18 protein-coding genes and 1 tRNA gene are annotated in these 18,515 nt (G+C 72.2%); 9 read left to right on the top strand and 10 right to left on the bottom strand.

Features of this window, described 5'->3' with window-relative positions; all coding sequences use genetic code 11:
• Positions 1-4: 4 nt before the first annotated feature.
• Both MUN78_RS13255 and MUN78_RS13250 read left to right on the top strand, forming a co-directional pair.
• Positions 5-1,084: a carbohydrate ABC transporter permease gene (locus MUN78_RS13255; RefSeq protein WP_244727024.1), complete on the top strand. Its 1,080-nt coding sequence runs from the start codon at positions 5-7 to the stop codon at positions 1,082-1,084.
• Between the two features lie 30 nt (positions 1,085-1,114).
• Positions 1,115-2,017, top strand: coding sequence for a carbohydrate ABC transporter permease (locus MUN78_RS13250; RefSeq protein WP_244727022.1), 903 nt, complete (start codon positions 1,115-1,117; stop codon positions 2,015-2,017).
• A 103-nt stretch (positions 2,018-2,120) separates the two neighbouring features.
• On the opposite strand, the gene MUN78_RS13245 is transcribed toward MUN78_RS13250, so the two are convergent.
• The 3 genes from MUN78_RS13245 to MUN78_RS13235 form a co-directional block, all read right to left on the bottom strand.
• Positions 2,121-2,984, bottom strand: coding sequence for a metallophosphoesterase family protein (locus MUN78_RS13245; RefSeq protein ID WP_244727021.1), 864 nt, complete (start codon positions 2,982-2,984; stop codon positions 2,121-2,123).
• A gap of 171 nt (positions 2,985-3,155) precedes the next feature.
• Entirely contained in the window at positions 3,156-3,995 is an 840-nt protein-coding gene (locus MUN78_RS13240; RefSeq protein ID WP_244727019.1) for an SDR family oxidoreductase, read from the bottom strand.
• Between the two features lie 11 nt (positions 3,996-4,006).
• On the bottom strand, positions 4,007-4,690 hold the full coding sequence (locus MUN78_RS13235; RefSeq protein WP_244727017.1) for a MarR family winged helix-turn-helix transcriptional regulator: 684 nt from the start codon (positions 4,688-4,690) through the stop codon (positions 4,007-4,009).
• Between the two features lie 94 nt (positions 4,691-4,784).
• Between MUN78_RS13235 and MUN78_RS13230 the strand changes: the two genes are divergently transcribed.
• From MUN78_RS13230 to resB, 4 genes are read left to right on the top strand one after another with little or no spacing between them, the layout of a single operon-like run.
• Positions 4,785-5,429 carry a histidine phosphatase family protein gene (locus tag MUN78_RS13230; RefSeq protein WP_244690576.1) on the top strand — a complete coding sequence of 215 codons (645 nt, stop codon included), beginning with the start codon at positions 4,785-4,787 and terminating at the stop codon, positions 5,427-5,429.
• Positions 5,426-6,103: a TlpA family protein disulfide reductase gene (locus MUN78_RS13225; RefSeq protein ID WP_244727015.1), complete on the top strand. Its 678-nt coding sequence runs from the start codon at positions 5,426-5,428 to the stop codon at positions 6,101-6,103. Before MUN78_RS13230 ends, MUN78_RS13225 begins: the two co-directional genes overlap by 4 nt.
• A gap of 2 nt (positions 6,104-6,105) precedes the next feature.
• Positions 6,106-6,873 carry a cytochrome c biogenesis CcdA family protein gene (locus MUN78_RS13220; protein WP_244690572.1) on the top strand — a complete coding sequence of 256 codons (768 nt, stop codon included), beginning with the start codon at positions 6,106-6,108 and terminating at the stop codon, positions 6,871-6,873.
• A complete protein-coding gene (gene resB / locus MUN78_RS13215; protein ID WP_244727013.1) occupies positions 6,857-8,518 on the top strand; it encodes a cytochrome c biogenesis protein ResB in 1,662 nt (553 codons plus the stop codon). The genes MUN78_RS13220 and resB overlap by 17 nt, the downstream gene beginning before the upstream one ends.
• A gap of 172 nt (positions 8,519-8,690) precedes the next feature.
• Here the strand turns inward: resB and MUN78_RS13210 are convergent, their stop codons facing one another.
• Positions 8,691-9,005, bottom strand: a complete 315-nt coding sequence (locus MUN78_RS13210) for a hypothetical protein (RefSeq protein ID WP_244727011.1) — start codon at positions 9,003-9,005, stop codon at positions 8,691-8,693.
• 222 nt (positions 9,006-9,227) lie between these two features.
• Positions 9,228-9,821, bottom strand: a complete 594-nt coding sequence (locus tag MUN78_RS13205) for a lipase (protein ID WP_244690566.1) — start codon at positions 9,819-9,821, stop codon at positions 9,228-9,230.
• Between the two features lie 284 nt (positions 9,822-10,105).
• On the opposite strand from MUN78_RS13205, the gene MUN78_RS13200 reads away from it, so the two are divergent.
• Positions 10,106-10,193 (top strand) — tRNA-Ser (locus MUN78_RS13200).
• On the opposite strand, the gene MUN78_RS13195 is transcribed toward MUN78_RS13200, so the two are convergent.
• The 4 genes from MUN78_RS13195 to MUN78_RS13180 form a co-directional block, all read right to left on the bottom strand.
• A complete protein-coding gene (locus MUN78_RS13195; RefSeq protein ID WP_244727009.1) occupies positions 10,156-10,884 on the bottom strand; it encodes a Pr6Pr family membrane protein in 729 nt (242 codons plus the stop codon). The two genes, MUN78_RS13200 and MUN78_RS13195, sit on opposite strands and share 38 nt — an antisense overlap.
• Before the next feature lie 433 nt (positions 10,885-11,317).
• Positions 11,318-12,892, bottom strand: a complete 1,575-nt coding sequence (locus MUN78_RS13190) for an Ig-like domain-containing protein (protein WP_244727007.1) — start codon at positions 12,890-12,892, stop codon at positions 11,318-11,320.
• A gap of 87 nt (positions 12,893-12,979) precedes the next feature.
• Complete coding sequence (locus MUN78_RS13185; protein WP_244727005.1) at positions 12,980-13,210, bottom strand: hypothetical protein; 231 nt, start codon at positions 13,208-13,210, stop codon at positions 12,980-12,982.
• Between the two features lie 251 nt (positions 13,211-13,461).
• Positions 13,462-14,445, bottom strand: a complete 984-nt coding sequence (locus tag MUN78_RS13180) for an LLM class flavin-dependent oxidoreductase (protein ID WP_244727003.1) — start codon at positions 14,443-14,445, stop codon at positions 13,462-13,464.
• Between the two features lie 62 nt (positions 14,446-14,507).
• Here MUN78_RS13180 and MUN78_RS13175 point away from each other — a divergent pair, with 62 nt between their 5' ends.
• The gene (locus MUN78_RS13175) at positions 14,508-15,791 is read left to right on the top strand and encodes a GNAT family N-acetyltransferase (RefSeq protein WP_244727002.1); all 1,284 of its coding nucleotides are present in this window, start codon (positions 14,508-14,510) and stop codon (positions 15,789-15,791) included.
• A 12-nt stretch (positions 15,792-15,803) separates the two neighbouring features.
• On the opposite strand, the gene MUN78_RS13170 is transcribed toward MUN78_RS13175, so the two are convergent.
• The gene (locus tag MUN78_RS13170; protein WP_244690554.1) at positions 15,804-17,570 is read right to left on the bottom strand and encodes an acetyl/propionyl/methylcrotonyl-CoA carboxylase subunit alpha; all 1,767 of its coding nucleotides are present in this window, start codon (positions 17,568-17,570) and stop codon (positions 15,804-15,806) included.
• Between the two features lie 247 nt (positions 17,571-17,817).
• Between MUN78_RS13170 and MUN78_RS13165 the strand changes: the two genes are divergently transcribed.
• Entirely contained in the window at positions 17,818-18,468 is a 651-nt protein-coding gene (locus MUN78_RS13165) for a DUF937 domain-containing protein (RefSeq protein WP_244727000.1), read from the top strand.
• Positions 18,469-18,515: the final 47 nt, after the last annotated feature.

Raw genomic sequence — 18,515 nt, 5'->3', positions numbered from 1 at the left:
ACGCTTGTTCACCGAGGTTCTCCCCCAGCAAGCCCCGTCCCGGGCAGCCGCCGACGCCGATCCCGCGGGCCCCGCCGATCCCGCGGGCCCCGCAGATCCCGCGCCCGCGAACGCCGCACCGGCGGACGCCGGGTCCACCGCTCCCGGGCCCACCGCCCCCTGGCCGGCCGGGGATCGCAGGCGCGCGCGCCGCCGCGCGCCGCGGCCCCGCTTCTCCGTCGCGCCGTACCTCTACATCCTCCCGGCCACGGCGATGCTGATCCTCTGGACGTACCTGCCGCTCGCGCAGACCTTCGAGCTCTCCTTCTACGACTGGAACCTCATCCCGACCCAGCCGAAGACCCCCGTCGGCATGGGCAACTACGCCGAGGTGCTGGCGCTGCCCGAGCTGCACCAGGCGCTCTGGAACACGCTGCTGTACATCGGGGCCTTCCTCATCCTGTCCGTCGCGCTCCCGGTCGCCTTCGCCCTGCTCTCGAAGCGCGTCTCCGGCCGGGCGAAGACCGTCTACCAGGCGCTCATCTTCGTGCCGTACCTCGTGACGCCCGTCGCGACGAGCGCGATCTGGCGCTGGATGTTCGCGGAAGAGGGCGGCACGATCCCCGCGATCGCACGCACGCTCGGATTCGAGATGGGCAACGTCTTCCGGGAGCCGGGAGGATCGATGATCGCGGTCATGGTCATCGTCGGCTGGCAGCTGCTCGGCTTCGGGGTGCTCGTCGTCTCCGCGGGGCTCGCGGGCATCAACCCCGATTACGAGCACGCGGCCGGCGTCGACGGCGCGAAGCGGCGCCAGATCCTCTGGCGCATCACCATCCCGCTGCTCTCGCCCTCGCTCGTGTTCCTCGCGCTCATGACGATCCTGCTCTCGGCCCAGTGGACCTTCCCGGTCATCGACCTCATCACCCAGGGCGGGCCGAGCGGCTCCTCGACGAACATCTACTACCTGCTCTACGAGTTCGGCTTCCGCAGCTTCGACGCCGGCATCTCGGCTGCGGCCGGCGTGCTCTTCTTCATCGCATTCGGCCTCGTGGCGCTCCTCTTCGTCGAGCTCACCGAGCGCCTGAGCTTCCACGACAACTGACCGCGCCGCACGGCAGTAAGGATCCAGCACATGGCTTTCACCCTCGTCGCCCCGCAGCAGCAGGCGGTCCCGAGCTCCCCGGAGCGGATCGCGCAGGCGCAACGCGCGCTCGCGGCCTCCCGCACGCGCGGGCGCCTCGGTCTCATCCCGGCGTTCGTCATCCTGACGGTGCTCGCGGTCATCGCGATCTTCCCGATCTACTGGATGTTCGTCACGGCGTTCCGCCCGGCGGATCAGTCGCTCTCCACGAGTCTCGCGCCCGGTCCGTTCAGCCTCGAGAACTTCCAGTACGTCTGGGAGACGATCCCGATCCTGCGGATGCTGCTCAACACCTTCGGGATGGCGCTCGCCATCGCGGCGGGGCAGCTGCTCGTGGCGATCCTCGCCTCCTACGGCTTCGCGCGCTGGCGGTTCCTGGGGCAGAAGACCCTGTACCTCCTCTTCATCGGCTCCTGGCTCGTGCCCTTCCAGGTCACGATGATCCCCAACTACGTGCTGATCTCGCAGGCGGGGCTGCTGAACAACGTCGCGGGCGTCATCGTGCCGCAGCTCGCGGCGGCGTTCGCGGTGATGCTGCTCAAGCAGCACCTCGACTCCTTCCCGAAGGAGCTGCTCGACGCCGCCGACATGGACGGACGGGGCCCCTGGCGCTCGCTGTGGGAGATCGTCGTGCCCAACCTCAAGCCGGCCCTCGCCGCGCTCGCGATCATGCTCTTCATCAACGCGTGGAACGAGTACCTGTGGCCCTCGCTCATCATGCAGAAGTCGAACGACATCATCCAGGTCGGCGTCCGCAGCTTCCTCGGGGCGGAGGGCAACAACTGGGGCGCGGTCATGGCGGCCTCGGCGCTCGCCTGCCTGCCCATCTTCCTCATCTACGTCTTCCTGCAGCGCTACGTGGTCGACGCCTTCGTGCGCTCCGGTCTGAAGTAGTCGGCGGCGCCGCCGCGGCACCGGAACGGCCTCCGCCCCGACGATCGTCGGGGCGGAGGCCGTTCCGGTCGCTCCGGCTCTGTGCCGTCGGCCAGGTGCGGCGTCAGGCCTCGACGCCGATCTGCGCGAGGTCGAAGCCCATGGCCGCGAGCGCCTCCCGCACCGAGGCGATCTCGAGCAGGTCGGCCTCGACGAGGTCGGCCGGGGCGCGGAAGCGCGGGGTGACGACGCCGTCCGCGATGCCGTACTCGACGACGCCGAGCTGCTTGAGGCCGGGACCGGTCACCTCGTCGCCGGCGCTCGACCCTGCCGTGAACGCCGTCGCGGGCGCGGAGACGACGGGCGCGCCGTCGCGGGCCGTGAGCGCGTAGTGGTGGAGGTGCCCGCTGCCGTAGCCGCGGACGTCGAGGCGTGCGAGGAGCTCCTCGAGCCGGGGCAGCGACTCCGCGCCGACGGCCACGTGCGGGTTCTGCAGCTCCGGGCTCGGGGCGCGCACGGGCTTGTGCGTGAAGACCAGCACCGGGTGCGGGCCGACGAGCTCCGGCAGCCCCTCGAGCCAGGCCCACTGCTCCGCCTCCTCGGGGAGGCCCGAGCCGAAGAGCTCGCTGTTGAAGCCGACGACGGCCCACTCGCCGACCCGCTCGACGAAGCGGTCGTCGCCGAAGTGCGCGCGGTAGGCGGCGACGCGCTCGCTCGTGACCGCGCGATCCGCGAACGGGCTGTCGCCCGGTTCGCCGACGTCGTGATTGCCGGGGAGCGCGCGCCACGGCGCCGCGATGCCGGCGAGGATCTCCTGCGCGGTCGCGCGGTCTCGGTCCTCGTCGGGATCCATGATGGTCACGTCGCCGGTGTGGATCACGAAGTCGGGCTCGAGCGCGTTGATGAAGCGGATCGCGCGCTCCGCGTTCACGTTCGTCGTGCCGCCGAGGTGGCTGATGTGGGTGTCGGTGATCTGGATGATCTTCACGGGGTTTCCTCTCCGCCGGCGGATTTCCGCCGGTCTCCGCTCACGCTATTTCGCGGGGATGACGGCCGAGGAAATGCGAGGAGTCGCGCGGATGGACGATTGCCGCACGCTGCGGGACGGGGGCGGCCGGGCTCGGCGACCCCGCGGCTGCGGGCCCGCCGGCCCGCCGGTTCAGTTCTGCAGCCCGGCGAAGATCTCGGCGAAGCGCGCCTGGATCCCCTCCTCGTTCCACGACCAGACGTCGTCGCCGCGCAGCACGGCGTCCGCACCGCCGTCGCAGTAGATCGTCTGCCCGCAGCAGTGACTGTTCTCCACGGAGGTCAGCCAGATCAGCAGGTTCGCGATGCTCTCGGGGCCCTGGTGCGAGTTGAGCGGCATGGGCACGGAGGCGTCGACGAGCGCGCGCCCGTCGGGGGTCGCGAGCAGCTCGGCCGTCATGGGCGTGACCACGGTGCCGGGGGCGACCGCGTTGAGCGGGATCCCTGCCCCGGCCCACGCCGCCGACGGCGCCTCGCGCCGCACCCAGCGCGAGATCGCGCGCTTGGAGGAGGAGTAGATGAGATTGCCGGTGGCGGGATCCTCGGCGAGGCGCTCGGCGATCGCCAGAGCCGCGGGCTCGTCGTCGGTGAGCAGCGCGTCGACGAGCGCGGGGGCGACGGGCTGGATGGAGGCCATGGAGGAAATCAGCGCGACGCGCGGCGCGGCGGAGCCGGCGAGCGCCGGCCGCATCGCGTCGAGGAACTCGGTCATGCCGAAGTAGTTCACCGCGGCCGTGAGGGGTTTCGGCAGCGCGAGGCCCGCGCAGGCGATCACGGCGTCGACCGTGCCCCCGGCGAGTCGCGTCGCCTCGGCGGCGGCCTCGGCGCGACCGGTGGGCGTCGAGAGGTCGCCCGCGACGGCGGCGCCGCGGAGATCGACGCCGATGACGGTGTCGCCGCGGGCCTCGAGGATTGCGGCGGTGGTCTTGCCGATCCCGGAGCCGGCTCCGGTGATGACGTAGCTGCGTGACATGGTGGGTCCTTTCAACGGGGGGAGGGGGGAACGGCGGGAACCGCCGGGTCGGCCGCGGGTGCGGGATCCGCCGCGGGTGCGGGATCCGCCGCGGATGCCGGATCCGCCGCGGATGCCGGATCCGCCGCGGATGCCGGATCCGCCGCGGATGCCGGATCCGCCGCGGATGCCGGATCTGCCGCGAATGCCGGATCCACCGCGAGCAGGCCGCCGACGAAGCCGTCGAGGAGCCGGGTGAACTCGCGCAGGAGCGCGGGGTCCCAGTCGCGGGTCGCGTCGCCGAGCATGTCGACGCCCGCCGAGAACAGGCGGTCGAACACGGCGCGGCCGTCGGCCGTGAGGACGAGCCGGGCTGCGCGACGATCCCCGGGGTCCGGCGTGCGCGACACGAGCCCGGCCCGGGCGAGTCGGGCGATGAGCTTCGACGCCGCGGGCCGCGCGAGACCGAGAGCCCGGGCGAGCGCCGTGGGCCCCGCGGGCTCCGGCTCGATCCCGAGCGTGTAGAGCGCGCGCACGGCGGTCGAGTCGAGCGCGACGCCGGAGGCCTCGGCGACGCTGCGCTGGAAGTCGAGCGAGGCCCAGCGCGACATCAGCCGCGTGAGCGCGAGCAGTGCGTCGGCGCGGGGATCGTCCGGGGTCGGGAGCCGCAGCACGGCGTCCGGCTCCGGCGTCGTTTCCGGGGCGTCGGCGGTCATGCTCCGACGGTACGCTTCTTGATTGCCTCAGGCAACTATTTGGAGGAATGCCGCCCGCGGGATTCCCAGAGACGCCGAACGTAGAATGGGGCGTGTGAGCGACAAACTGCTGCATCTGGTGCGCCACGGCGAGGTGCACAATCCCGAGCGGGTCCTCTACGGACGCCTGCCCGGCTACCAGCTGTCCGAGCGCGGCCACGCGATGGCCGAGGCCGCGGCGCTCGAGCTCGCCGGCAGCGATCGGATCGTCGCGCGGCTCATCGCCTCCCCGCTCGAGCGCGCGCAGCAGTCGGCCAGGCCCATCGCGAGTGCATTGAATCTCGAGATCGCGACCGACGAGCGGATCATCGAGCCCACGAACGCCTTCGAGGGACTCAAGAACACCGGGGCGGAGGCGGCCTTCCGGCAGCCCAGACACTGGTTCCGCCTCTGGAATCCGCTCCGGCCGAGCTGGGGCGAGCCGTACCGCCAGATCGCCGCGCGGATGCGCGAGGCGATGGACGACGCCTGGGATTCCGCCCGCGACGGGGACATCGTGATGGTGTCGCACCAGGCGCCGATCTGGATGGCGCATCTCGACATCGCGGGGAGGCCGCTCGCGCACAATCCGGCGAAGCGCCGGTGCGAGCTCTCGAGCATCACGAGCTTCGAGCGCCGCGGCGAGCGGTGGTTCGAGGTGGAGTACCGCACGCCGGCCGCGGGGCTCGTGGACGACGCCGTGGATGTGGGGGCGGTATGAAGCGACGGATCGGGATCGCGCTCGCGGCGCCCCTCGCCGCCCTGCTGGCCCTGACGGCGTGCAGCGACACCGGGGGCACGAGCCTCTCGGAGCAGTGGGCGGAGTCGAGCGACAAGGGCTACGTGTCGGGGGACGGCTCGTCGCTCAGCGTCCCCGTCGCCGAGCGGACGGAACCCGTCGAGTACTCGGGAGAGACCGAGACGGGGGAGACCTTCGGCTCGGCCGACACCCTCGGCAGCGTCACCGTCGTCAACTTCTGGTACGCGGGCTGTGCGCCGTGCCGCGCCGAGGCCCCGGATCTCGTCGCCGCCTACGACGAGTTCTCCGATGACGGGGTGCGGTTCGTCGGCGTGAACACGCGCGACCAGGTCGCCCAGGCCGCGCAGTTCTCGAAGGAGTTCGCGGTCGAGTACCCGTCGATCATGGACAACGCCGGCGGTCGCGCCGTGCAGCGCGCCTTCGCCGGGCAGGTGCCGCTGAACGCGGTGCCGACCACGCTCGTGCTCGACCGGGAGGGGCGCGTCGCGCACCGCGTCCTCGGCCAGCTCGCGGGCGAGTCGCAGTTGCGCACGCTGATCACCGAGACCCTCGCCGAGTCGCAGGGAGGGTCCGCCGTCGCCGATGCCGGTGCCGCGGATTCCGACGCCGCCTCAGCGGACGCCGCCGAGCAGTAGCGGTGGACATCGGCAACGTCGTCGCCGACGGGCAGCTGCTCGTCGCCTCGCTGATCGCTCTCGCAGCCGGTCTGCTCTCCTTCCTCTCGCCCTGCGTGCTGCCGCTCGTCCCCGGCTACCTCGGCTACGTCTCCGGCGTCGCCGGCGCGCCCAGCGCCGCCGGAGCCGATCCGAAGCGGGCAGCCGCCAGGGAACGACGCCGCATGCTCCTCGGCTCGCTGCTCTTCGTGCTGGGCTTCACCCTCGTCTTCCTGCTCATCAACGTGCTCGCGGGCTCCGTGGGACGCTGGCTGTGGGAGTGGCAGGATCAGATCATCCGGGTGATGGGGGTCGTGGTGATCCTCATGGGCCTCGTCTTCCTCGGCGCGTTCAGCCGCTTCCAGCGCACGAGCCGACTGCGCCTGAAGCCCCGCGTCGGGCTCGCGGGGGCGCCCCTGCTCGGCATCGTCTTCGCCGTCGGCTGGGCGCCGTGCATGGGGCCGACGCTCGGCGTCGTGCTGGCGCTGAGCACCCAGTCGGCGTCCGTGGGCCGCGCCGTCGTCCTGGCCGTCGCGTACTGCATCGGCCTCGGTCTGCCGTTCGTCCTCGCCGCCTTCGGCTTCGGATGGATGACGCAGACCATGACATTCTTCAAACGGCATATTCGCGCCGTGAACCTGATCGGCGGCGGGCTGCTGATCCTCATCGGTCTCCTCATGGTGACCGGACTCTGGAGCATGATGATGTACGCGATGCAGGCGGTGATCGGCAGCTATGTCCCGGCCCTCTGATTACGACGACGGCACCGGGGCGGGCGGCGCCCCCCGGATCGAAGCGCCGGAGATCGGCGTGAAGGGCTGGCTCCGCTGGTTCTGGCGGCAGCTCACGAGCATGCGCGTCGCGCTGATCCTGCTGCTCATGCTCGCCGTCGCCGCGATCCCCGGCTCGCTGCTGCCGCAGCGCAGCGCGGACCCGAACGGCGTCGTGCAGTACGAGCAGGACCATCCGAAGCTCTTCCCGATCCTCGACGCGTTCCCCATCCAGGCCTTCGACGTCTACGGGTCGGTCTGGTTCTCCGCGATCTACCTGCTGCTATTCATCTCGCTCATCGGCTGCGTGCTGCCGCGCATCGTCCACCACTGGAAGGCCTGGCGCGGCCGCCCGCCGAAGACCCCGGCCCGGCTGCAGCGCATGGCCGGCTTCACGGAGGTGCGCGTCTCCAACACCGAGGCGAGCGATGCGGAGCGCGAGGGATTCGCCGTGCGTGCGGTGGAGGAGGCGGCCGCGGTGCTGCGACGGCTCCGCTACCGCGTCGAGACGCAGCGCCTCACCCGCCGCGGCGTCACGGAGGTCTCCGTCTCGGCGGAGCGCGGCTACCTGCGCGAGACCGGCAACCTGATCTTCCACATCTCGCTGCTCGGCGTGCTCGTGAGCGTCGGCATCGGCGGCGTCTTCACCTTCAACGGGCAGAAGGTGCTCGTCGAGGGGGAGACCATGGTGAACCAGCTCATCGACTACGACACGGTGAACTCCGGCCGCTCCTTCGACACCTCGAGCCTCGAGCCCTACAGCCTGCGACTCAACTCCCTCGACGTCAGCTACATGACCCCCGACGACGGCAACGTGTCCGCCATCGGGCACGTGAAGGACTACGTCGCGAACATGACGCTCATCGAGGACGGCGGCGAGTCCGAGCACATCATCCGCGTGAACCATCCGCTGCGCATCCACGGTTCGCCGGCCTACCTCATCGCGAACGGCTACGCCCCGCAGATCACCATCCGCAACGCGGACGACGAGGTCGTCTACAGCGAGGCGATGCCCTTCATCCCGCAGGACAACCTCAACATGACGTCCCTCGGCGTGGTCAAGGTGCCCTACGGCATCACCGACGGGGCGGGGGACCCGGTGCAGATCGGCCTGCGCGGCTTCTTCTACCCGACGAAGGTCGAACTCGAATCCGGCGCGTACACCTCCAACTACCCGGATCTCACGAATCCGCTCCTCACCCTCGACGTCTTCGAGGGCGATCTCGGGATCGACGGCGGGGTGCCGCAGTCGGTGTACTCGCTCGACACGAGCGACATGGAGCAGCTCACGGGCCGCGCCGTCGACGCGGAGTCGCTCGAGCTCGCGATCGGCGACACCGTCGACTTGCCGAACGGCCTCGGGACGATCACGCTCGACGCCGTGCCGCGCTACGCCTCCTTCGACGTGATGCAGAACCCCGCGCAGATCTGGATCCTCGTCTTTGCGCTCGCGGCGCTCGGCGGTCTCATCTGGTCGCTCTTCGTGCCGCGCCGACGCATGTGGGTGAAGGCCGTGCCGACGGCGGACGGCGTCGTGCTGCAGTACGCCGCCCTCGCCCGCGGCGACGATCCCGCGCTCGAGCGCGCCGTGGAGGAGCTGCGCGAGCGTCACCGCGAACGCCTGTAGCTGCGCCGGCGCTGCCGTTGCGCGGGAGCGCGGCTGTCGCGCGGGTTCGGGCTGAAGCCGCGGGTTCGGGGCTGAAGCCGCGGGTTCGGGCTGATGCCGCGGGCGCGGCCCGAACGACCGTGCCTGCGACGGCGGTGCCCGGCAGCGGCGCGGCCTACGGCAGCGGCGCGGCCTACGGCAGCGGCACGACCGACGTCGAGGTCTCGACGATGAGGGTGGGCGGGAGGAGCATCGTCGCCTGGAGCGCGGTGAGGAGGCCGGCCAGGATCCAGATGACCGCCTGCATGCCCTTCCGGGAGCGCAGTTCCGTGAGGAGCGATGCGCCCGCGATGAGCAGCGGCAGCGCGGGCAGGAGCGCACTCAGCAGCGTCGTGAGCAGGAAGACGCCGAAGGTGAGGCTCGTCCGCGAGCTCGCGGCGGGTCGCGCGGGATGCGCGTGGCCGATGCCGCCCGTGCGCGACGCCCGTGCTGCTGCGGTGATGCTCATCGTGACCCCCGTGTTCGCCGGATCTCGGAGCGCCGTTCGTCCCGATGACGGATCGCGCTGCATATCTCCGAAGTCTCGCCGACTCGCTGGGCGAATGTCAACACCGTCACCCGTGTCGAGCGCGCCGCCCCGCCGCGCGCTCGCGGCGTCGCGGGTCGGGCACGAGAACGCCCCTGCCGCTCGGTGGGAGCGGCAGGGGCGGGAAGATCTGCGGGGAGGGGCTCAGAAGCGCCACACGGCGGCCTGGAAGCCCTCCGGGGGAGCGGGGGTCCAGTTCTCCTCTTTGGTCACGAGACCGGAGCCGCCGGGGCTGTTCGACTGAATGATGGTGAAGGTGCCGTCCTTGTTCACCTCGGTGATGAGCACCGTGTGCACGCCGGTCACCCAGGACGTGGGGGAGGCGACGTTCTCGTACTGGATGATGTCGCCGGGGGCCGCGGCCGCGAGGGTCATCCGCGTCGCGTTGTCGTAGTTGGAGACCGGATCGCCGCCGCCGGTCCACGCGCCGCCTCCGGCGCGGATCCAGCGCTGGGCCGACATGATGCACTCGCCGGGCTGGCTCCAGCCCGTGGGGCGGCTGCTGCCGATCTCGCTCTCGGCGAGCTCGATGGCGGCGGCCACGTCGTACCCGTGGGGCACGTCTCCGACGTCGTCGAGCTGGAGGACCGAGTCGATCGACGCTCCGGCGAGCGCCGTGTTCTCGGAGGAGGTGTCGAGCGTTTGCGAGACGGTGCTCGCCGGCTGCACCGCGGCTGCGGAGAAGTCCTCGACGGGTTCCGCTGCCAGTGCGGGGGCCGCTCCCAGTGCGAATGTCACTGAGCTGACCAGGCCGACGATGAACGTCTTGGCAGGTACTTTCACGTGTAAAACTCCGAGGCTTGTCCAACAAAAAGCGCCGGACTCGGGCCCGGGCGCTCGTACCAGTATGCGTTACCGTTCTGTTACTTACAAGTCGGCGGCGGTTTTCCCAGCCCGCTCGCAAGTTGTCCCGGGCGCGTCCCGGCGCTCCTGGATGGATCTCCGGCGCACCGCCGGGAGGCTCCGATTCGGATCGCAGCGCGGAACCCGCTAGACTGGGCGACGCTGGTTTCGACCAGTGAGGAGGATTCGCCTAGCGGCCTATGGCGCACGCCTGGAACGCGTGTTGGGTTCACGCCCTCGGGGGTTCAAATCCCCCATCCTCCGCCACTCGTCCCGAGTGCGGCATCGCTCCGAGCGATCCGCGCTCGGGACGACTGCGTTCTGCGGCCCGATCCAGGACTCCGGGGAAGCGGCTCGCCCACCACACCAGCAGCCCGAGCGCGATGAGCGCGGCGCAGAGCCCGGCCACGTGCGCCGCGAGCGACGCCGTGCCGTGCGCCGGCAGCAGGAACCCGTACGGCACCCAGCCGTCGGTGACACCGCGCGTGAGCACGACCGCGAGCCACAGCAGCGGGTAGGGCAGCACGATCCACCAGAGCCGCCAGGGGAGGGGCGCCCGATCTCCGACGAGGAGCCAATCGAGCGCAACGAGCGCTGGGAAGGCGACGTGGAGCGAGATGCTCACCCACGGCGGCGCCGACCCCGTTCCCGGAACGAGCGTGTTGTACACGACGCCCACGACGAGCATGCAGGCGACGCCGCCGGCGCGCACGATGTTCGCGCTCTGCGGGAGCGGCAGCCCGGCGATGCCGCGCGCGCCGATCGCGATCCACACGCCGCCGGTGAGGAGGCTCGTCAGATTCGTGAAGTAGCCGAAGTAGTCGAAGGGATTGGGCTCCCCCGCCGCGACGCCGAGTGCGTAGGCGTATCCGAGGGTGGCCATCACGGCGAGCCCGACGGCGAGCCGCACGGCGCCGATCGCGAGGGCGAGCGGTCGCCGAGAGGTCGGAGCGTGCATGCCGTCAGCCTACGGTGGCGCCGGGGCGGAACCTGCCCGAGTGCTGGATCCGGTCCGGTGCGGGCCGATTCCGAGCAGGATTCGGGTCGGTTCGGCAGGGTTCCCGGAGCGCGCACCCTTCCCGAGTGACCCGGATCGTGGGGGGGGGATAGCGAGGGTGGGGCGAATGGGATGCGAACGGGGTGACCGGGGGCGAGCGGTGGTGCGCCCATTCGGGGCACCGCGGCGCCCGGATCCGGGTCGGCGCGGCACTGTGCGCGCTTTGCACACCCTTCCCGAGTGACCCGGATCGTGATCGGGGGAGCGAAGCGGGAAAGGGAGTGGGGAGCGAAGCGGGGGCGGAAGGCAAAGGGGCGCACGGGGCGCACCGCGGGGGCGGTGCGGGAAGGCAAAGGGGCGCGCGGGGCGCACCGCGGTCCGCGCCGCCGCGGCGTCAGTGCAGGCGCGTCCGGCGCCGGTGCGCGAGCAGGATCGCGCCGGCCGCCGCGAGCACGAGTCCGGCCGCGGCGAGCGGACCGCCGGGCCCGGCGCCGGTCGCGACGAGCGCGGTCGGGGTTCCCGGCAGAGCGGGCGCCGGTGCTGCGGGCGTCTCGGGCTTCCCCGGCGTCGGCGGCAGGACGGCGGGCGCGACCGTGAGCACGACCGCCTCGGAAGCGGAACCGAGGTTCTGCGCGTCTCCCGCGTACTCGGCGGTGAAGCGGTGCTCGCCGACCGGCAGGTCCGCGAGGACGAGCGTCGTCGCCGTGCCGGCGGCGACCGTGCCGACGGGGTCGCCGTCCCGGAGGATCGCGACCTCGCCGCTCGGCGCCGCGCCGCTCACCGAGACGTCGAGCGCGGCGTCCTCCCCGACGACGATCGACGATTCCGCGAGCGCGAGCGTCGTCGTGCTCGCGGCGCGCTCGACCGTGACGATCACCGGATCCGAGGCCGAGGCCGCGTGAGCGGCGTCGCCGGCGTACGTCGCGGTGACGGAGCGCGGACCGACGGGGAGGACGACCGCATCGAGCGTCGCCGTGCCGTCGACGAGCGGGGCGCTCCCGAGCGAATCGCCCCCGTCGAAGAACTCGACGTCGCCGGTGGCGCCCGCCCGGTCGACCGTCGCCGTGAACGCCGTGGCCTCGCCGATGGTGACGGTGGCCGGATCCGCTTCGAGCGCGGTCGTCGTCGCGAGCCGCGCGTCCAGGGTGACCGGGACATCCGCGACCTCGAGCCCGGAGAACCGGGGATCCGCGCTGGTGGTGAGTCCCGTCTCCACGCTCACCGTCGTATCCACGGTCACGGCGGCGAGCCGCGCGACCTCGAACGTCGCGCCGTCCTCCCACTCCGCGGCCGGGATGGTCACCGAGGCGGGGACGGCGAGGAGCGCAGGATCGGAGCTCGTGAGCGGGATCGTCACATCGGCGCTCGGCTGCTCGGAGAGGGCGACCACGAGCTGCGCGAGGTCCTCGCCCGCGGGGATCGCCGCCGCCGCGGGCGAGATCTGCACGGAACCGGGGGCGCGGTGCGTCAGTCGGATGTCTCCGGGCCCGGTGACCTGATTCGTGTAGCTCATGGCCTGATCCGGCGTGATGCCGTCGCAGCACTGGGTCGTCACGAGCACGTAGTCGCCCGCTGCGAGCTCTGTGACGATGCGCGGCAGCCAGCCGCCGCCGCTGTCGTCGTCCGACGCGATGCAGTTGGTGAGCGGGGCGGCGGGATCGAACGGGGCTGCGTAGAGGAGGAAGTACCCGTCGGCGCCCGTGCCGCTCGGCGGCAGCGGCGCCTGGGCGAGCATCTGGAACGTGTACACGCCGTCGGTGTCGACGCTGAGATCCTGCGTGTCGAACCACTCGATGTTCGGGCCGACTCCGGTGCATGACGGCCGCTGCCAGCTCGCATCCCCGTCGCTGAGGGTGCCGTCCCACGTGACCGTGGCGGCCTGGGCGGGGGCGGCGGCGAGGATGCCGCCGAAGACGAGGGCGAGTCCGGCGACGATGCCGGTGATGAGGCGACGCATAATGGTGAGCATAGTCCAAGTTTTACTCGGACTGTGCATTTCTTATGCGCGGATCCCTCGTCCCGCGGCCGCGACGGATGGTCCCTCCGCCGCGCTGCGTCACTCCAGATTGTCGACGGGTTCCTCACCGCGCCGGCGGGGCTGCGTCCCATCGGGATCGCTCTGCGCGTCCTCGACGGCCGAGCCGTCGTCTGGCTCGGAGGGCGCGCGTTCGGGATCCTCCTCGCGCGGATCCTCGAGGATCTCCTCGGCCTGCTTCGCCGCCCGCTCGACGGCGTCGGGCAACTGCTCGTCCATCATTCCTCCCGTCACGGATGCGCTTCCGGGCATCCGCTTCCAGGATCCCCGGCTCCGGGGCGCGCGCACAGGGGGTGGCACGTCCCGAGGCGGCGGGGTACCCTCGCGGATGCGGCGACGCTGCCGCAACACTGCTGGCGGATGCACCCGCGGGGCGTCTCACGGATACCGACGCACGCGGGTGGCGCCGGGCATCGGGCGCCGACGCGCTCTGTGGACTCCCGGCGCAGACATCGGGCGCCGACGCGCTCCGCCGAGAACCGCGCGGCGTCCTCGATGCCGCGTCAGGCCCCCGGCGCGGCGATGCGCACCGAGGCGAGCTGCTCGGCGCGCGTCGGCGCGGCGTGCACGGTGACGAGCTCGTCGACGCCGGCGTGCGCGGCGAACGCCTCGAGCTCCTCGCGCACGCGCTCGGGTCCGCCGATCGCGGTGTAGTGCAGCATCTCGCGGATCTGCACGCCGGCGGGCGTGTCGAAGAGCGCGGCCGCCTCGTCGGCGGTCAGCTCCTGCTCGCGGCCCCGCGAGAGGAACCGGCGCACCCGGTCGAGCTCGGCACGGGCGAAGATCGCCTCGGCCTCCGCATCGGTGTCGGCGGCGACGACGTTCACCCCCGCGCTCACATAGGGCTCCGGGTGGGCCGTGCTCGGCACGTAGTTGTCGCGGTAGTGCTGCACCGCGTTCCGCAGCAGCTGCGGGGCGAAGTGCGAGGCGAAGGAATACGGCAGGCCGAGCTGCGCCGCGAGATTCGCGCCGAAGAGGCTCGATCCGAGGATCGTGAGGGGGACGCCGGTGCCCCGGCCCGGATAGGCGTTCACCGCGGTGCGGGGCAGCTCGTCCGAGAGGTAGCGCTGCAGTTCGACGACGTCCTGCGGGAAGCTGTCGGCGGCCTGCATCGTGCGGCGGAGCGCGCGGAAGGTGGCGCCGTCGCTGCCGGGTGCCCGGCCGAGACCGAGGTGGATGCGGCCGGGATGCAGCTCCGCGAGCGTGCCGAACTGCTCGGCGATCACCAGTGGGGAGTGGTTCGGCAGCATCACGCCGCCGGCGCCGAGCCCGATCGTCTCGGTGCGGGCGGCGATGTGCGCGATGAGCACCGACGTCGCGCTCGAGGCGATCGACGGCATGTTGTGGTGCTCGGCGTACCAGACCCGCGCGTAGCCGCTCCGCTCCGCGAGCTGCGCGACGTCGACCGAGTGACGGAAGGCGTCGGCGATGCTGCCGTCCGCTTCGACGGTGGCGAGGTCCAGGATCGAGAGCGGGGTCGGAGACATACCGGGTCCAACCCGATCCCGTCCCGGCCTATTCCCGCGCCGGCGTCCGGGATACTGGAGATATGACCCTCCCCGACGGCTACCGCCTCACCCGGCTCGACGACGATTCCCGGCTGCGCGAGGTGATCGCGCTCGACGCCTGGGCCTTCCCGACGGAGGTGGCGTTCGACGAGCTCCTCCGGCTCGAGCAGCCGCTCCCGTGGGGGCGCGTGTGGGGCGTCGAGCACGGCGGCTCCGCGCCGGGCCTCGCCGCGATGTACGGCGCGTACGCGCTCTCCGCCTACCCGGTTCCCGGGGCCGAGACCGCGTGCGGGTGGCTGACCTGGGTCGGCGTGCACCCCGGGCACCGCCGCCGCGGACTGCTGCGGGAGATGATCGCGCACCACTTCGCCGACTGCCTGGAGCGCGGCGAGGCGATCTCGGGCCTGACCGCAGCGGAGGCCGCCATCTACGGGCGCTTCGGCTACGGCATGGCGGCGCCCCAGGTCTCGCTCACCATCCCGCGCGGTGCGGCGCTGCGCCCGATCGCGGGGTCCGCGGCCCTTGCGGTGGAGATGCACGAGTGGGACGCCGCGCGGCACGGTCCGGTGGTCGCCCGGCTGCACCGCGCCTACGCGCGGGTGCCCGAGGGCATCGGCCGGCCGGGCTGGGCGAGCTGGGAGACCCCCGAGCTGCGGCGGGCGCAGGATCAGGATCCGCCCGCGCTGCGCCAGGGGCTCGAGGCGCAGCGCCTGCTCCTCATCACCAACGCCGCGGGCGAACCCCGCGGCTACGCGCGATTCCGGCGCAAGAGCGCCTGGAACCGCGACGTCGCCGACGGCACGGTGCAGGTGCGCGACGCGGTGGCGCTCGACGCCGCGGCGGCGCACCGGCTCTGGTCCGTGTTGCTCGACCTCGATCTCATGGCGCGGATCGAAGCCGGCCCGCTGCCCGTCGACGATCCGATCCTCTCGCTCCTCGTGGATGCGCGCGCGGCGATGCCGACGACGCGGGATCTGCAGTGGATCCGCATCCTCGATCTGCCCCGGGCGCTCGCCGGGCGCCGATACGCGGCGCCCGCCGACGTCGTCCTCGAGGTGACGGACGCGCTGATCCCGGCCAACGCCGGCCGCTGGCGCGTGCGCGTCGACGCGTCGGGACGGGCCGAGGTCGCCCGTTCGGAGGACCCCGCCGAGCTGCGCCTCGACATCCGTGAGCTCGGCGCGGCGCACCTCGGCACGGTGTCGCTCGCCGCGCTCGCGCAAGCCGGGCTGGTCGACGTCGCCGACGGATCGCACGCGGCTCTCGCCCGGGCGGCGACCGCCTGGTCGTGGCCGATCGCCGCGGGCGGCAGCTGGGTGTTCTGAGGCGCGGCCCGCTCAGGCGGGATCGACGATGCTCAGCAGCACGTGCCCGTTCGGCACCGTCTGACCGATGGGCGCATCGATGCCCGCGACCACGCCGGAGCGGTGCGCGTAGAGCGACTGCTCCATCTTCATGGCCTCGAGGACGGCGACGAGATCGCCCTCGGCGACCTCCTGCCCCTCATCGACCGCGAGCTTCACCACGGTCGCCTGCATCGGCGCCGCGATCGAGTCCCCGGCCGCCCCGGCCACGCCGGCGCCCTTGGCGCGCTTCGGCGCCGGCCCCCGGGTGACCTCCTGATCGACGAGCGGCAGCAGCGTCGCCGGCATCGTCACCTCGACGCGGCGGCCCGAGACCTCCACGACCACGGTCTGGCGCTTCGGATCCTGCGAGACGGGCGGCACCTCGCCCTCCCAGGGCTCGATGTCGTTCTCGAACTCGCTCTCGATCCACAGCGTGTAGACGCCGAAGCGCCCGTCGGGCGCGGTGAACGCGGGATCGCGGACGATCTTGCGGTGGAACGGGAGCACCGTCGGCAGGCCCTGCACCTCGAACTCCTCGAGCGCGCGGCGGGAGCGCTCGAGCGCCTCCTCCCGGCTCGCGCCCGTGACGATGAGCTTGCCGAGCATCGAGTCGAAGGCGCCGGAGACGACGTCCCCCGCGGCCACGCCGGAGTCGACGCGCACGCCGGGACCCGAGGCCGGCTGGAAGACGGTCACGGGCCCGGGGGCGGGGAGGAAGCCGTTGCCCGGATCCTCGCCGTTCAGACGGAACTCGAAGGAGTGGCCGTGCGGCACAGGATCGGCGTAGTCGATCACCCCGCCCTCCGCGATCCGGAACTGCTCGCGCACGAGGTCGAGCCCCGTGACCTCCTCGGAGACCGGGTGCTCGACCTGGAGGCGCGTGTTCACCTCGAGGAAGGAGACCGTGCCGTCCTTCGCGACGAGGAACTCGCAGGTGCCGGCGCCGACGTAGCCGACCTCCTTGAGGATCGCCTTCGACGCCGAGTAGAGCCGCTCGTTCTGCTCCGCGGTGAGGAATGGCGCCGGCGCCTCCTCGACGAGCTTCTGGTGGCGCCGCTGCAGGGAGCAGTCCCGCGTCGAGACTACGACGACGTTGCCGTGGGCGTCGGCGAGGCACTGCGTCTCGACGTGGCGGGGCTTCTCGAGGTACTTCTCGACGAAGCACTCCCCGCGGCCGAACGCCGCGACGGCCTCGCGGGTGGCCGACTCGAAGAGCTCCGCGACCTCCTCGCGCTGGTAGGCGACCTTCAGCCCGCGCCCGCCGCCGCCGAACGCCGCCTTGATGGCGATCGGCAGGCCGACCTCGTCGGCGAAGGCGAGCACCTCGGAGGCGTCCCGCACCGGGTCGCTCGTGCCGGCGGCGAGCGGAGCGCCCACCTGCTCCGCCACATGGCGCGCGGAGACTTTGTCGCCGAGGCGCTCGATGGCCTCGGGGCCCGGGCCGATCCAGATGAGGCCCGCGTCGATGACGGCGCGCGCGAAGTCGGCGTTCTCGGCGAGGAAGCCGTAGCCGGGATGCACGGCGTCCGCGCCCGAACGGCGGGCGACGCCGAGGATCTTGTCGATGACGAGGTAGGTCTCGGCGCTCGTGGTGCCGTTGAGCGCGTAGGCCTCGTCGGCGAGCTGCGCGTGCAGCGCGTCGCGATCCTGGTCTGCGTAGACCGCGACCGAGGCGATGCCGCTGTCTGCGGCGGCGCGGATGATACGGACGGCGATCTCACCGCGGTTGGCGATGAGCACTTTACGAATGCGCGACATGGATTACAGCCTATTCGAGAGCGGGGGCGACGCCTTGGATATATCCCACAAACCTTTTCGCGGATCGTTGCCGGAAGCGACTGCGGCGCCCGCGGGCCCGGAGGCGCGCGGATCGGCGTGCGCCCGCTATTCCCTCGCCCGGCTCCGCTCGCTACGCTGAGATCGATCCGCCGATTCACGGCGGAGCCGCGCCGCTCCGGCGGGACGACCCGTTCGGGCCCGCGGCGACGAGCAGCGAGGAGCCACGATGAGCAATGCAGCCGATCTTTCCCGTCTTCTCGAGCAGGTGCCGGTCGGCGAGCTGGCCGAGCGCTTCGGCACCGACGAGGCCACGGTCGAGGCCGCGGTGCGCCAGGCGCTTCCGGGGCTGCTCGGCGGCATGGCCGTCAACGCCTCGGACGACGAGGGCGCCGCGCGGCTCGCCGGCGCGGCCGAGCGGCATTCCGCCTCGGCGGGCAAGCTCTCCCTCGACGCGATCGACACCGAGGACGGCAAGAAGATCGTGAAGCACGTGCTCGGGGACAAGGAGCAGGACGTCGCGCTCGCGCTGGGCAAGCAGTCGGGCAGCTCCGCCATCGCGGACCTCATCCCGCAGTTGCTGCCGATCCTCGCCCCGCTCGTCATGCAGTTCCTCGCGGGCAAGCTCGGCGGCGCGGGCGGCGGCACGGTCGCCGCGGGATCCTCCTCTGCCGCCGGCGGGGTCGGCGGGGTGCTGGGCGACCTGCTCGGAGGGCTCCTCGGCGGCGGCGACGCGAAGGGATCGGGATCCTCCGGAGCCGGCGGGCTCGGGGACGTGCTGGGCGGTCTCCTCGGCGGCGGATCGGCCGGATCGGGGAAGCGCGACGGCCAGGCCTCCGGCGGGCTCGGGGACCTTCTGGGCGGGCTGTTCGGGAAGTGATCGCGGCGCGGGTGCGCGTCGCGCCCGCCGTCCACGCGCCGCGCCCC

Origin of the sequence: Leucobacter allii (assembly GCF_022919155.1) — a bacterium.
Classification (GTDB): domain Bacteria; phylum Actinomycetota; class Actinomycetes; order Actinomycetales; family Microbacteriaceae; genus Leucobacter; species Leucobacter allii.
Note: the sequence above shows the minus strand (reverse complement) of the source record. Positions and strands in the feature narration are given on the sequence as shown.

Excerpts from the sequence above, each read along its gene's own strand:
- MUN78_RS13250 (WP_244727022.1), top strand. The coding sequence starts at position 1,115 with ATGGCTTTCACCCTCGTCGCCCCGCAGCAGCAGGCGGTCCCGAGCTCC.
- MUN78_RS13240 (WP_244727019.1), bottom strand. The coding sequence starts at position 3,995 with ATGTCACGCAGCTACGTCATCACCGGAGCCGGCTCCGGGATCGGCAAG.
- MUN78_RS13235 (WP_244727017.1), bottom strand. The coding sequence starts at position 4,690 with ATGACCGCCGACGCCCCGGAAACGACGCCGGAGCCGGACGCCGTGCTG.
- MUN78_RS13225 (WP_244727015.1), top strand. The coding sequence starts at position 5,426 with ATGAAGCGACGGATCGGGATCGCGCTCGCGGCGCCCCTCGCCGCCCTG.
- resB (WP_244727013.1), top strand. The coding sequence starts at position 6,857 with ATGTCCCGGCCCTCTGATTACGACGACGGCACCGGGGCGGGCGGCGCC.
- MUN78_RS13210 (WP_244727011.1), bottom strand. The coding sequence starts at position 9,005 with ATGAGCATCACCGCAGCAGCACGGGCGTCGCGCACGGGCGGCATCGGC.
- MUN78_RS13195 (WP_244727009.1), bottom strand. The coding sequence starts at position 10,884 with ATGCACGCTCCGACCTCTCGGCGACCGCTCGCCCTCGCGATCGGCGCC.
- MUN78_RS13190 (WP_244727007.1), bottom strand. The coding sequence starts at position 12,892 with ATGCTCACCATTATGCGTCGCCTCATCACCGGCATCGTCGCCGGACTC.
- MUN78_RS13185 (WP_244727005.1), bottom strand. The coding sequence starts at position 13,210 with ATGCCCGGAAGCGCATCCGTGACGGGAGGAATGATGGACGAGCAGTTG.
- MUN78_RS13180 (WP_244727003.1), bottom strand. The coding sequence starts at position 14,445 with ATGTCTCCGACCCCGCTCTCGATCCTGGACCTCGCCACCGTCGAAGCG.
- MUN78_RS13175 (WP_244727002.1), top strand. The coding sequence starts at position 14,508 with ATGACCCTCCCCGACGGCTACCGCCTCACCCGGCTCGACGACGATTCC.
- MUN78_RS13170 (WP_244690554.1), bottom strand. The coding sequence starts at position 17,570 with ATGTCGCGCATTCGTAAAGTGCTCATCGCCAACCGCGGTGAGATCGCC.
- MUN78_RS13165 (WP_244727000.1), top strand. The coding sequence starts at position 17,818 with ATGAGCAATGCAGCCGATCTTTCCCGTCTTCTCGAGCAGGTGCCGGTC.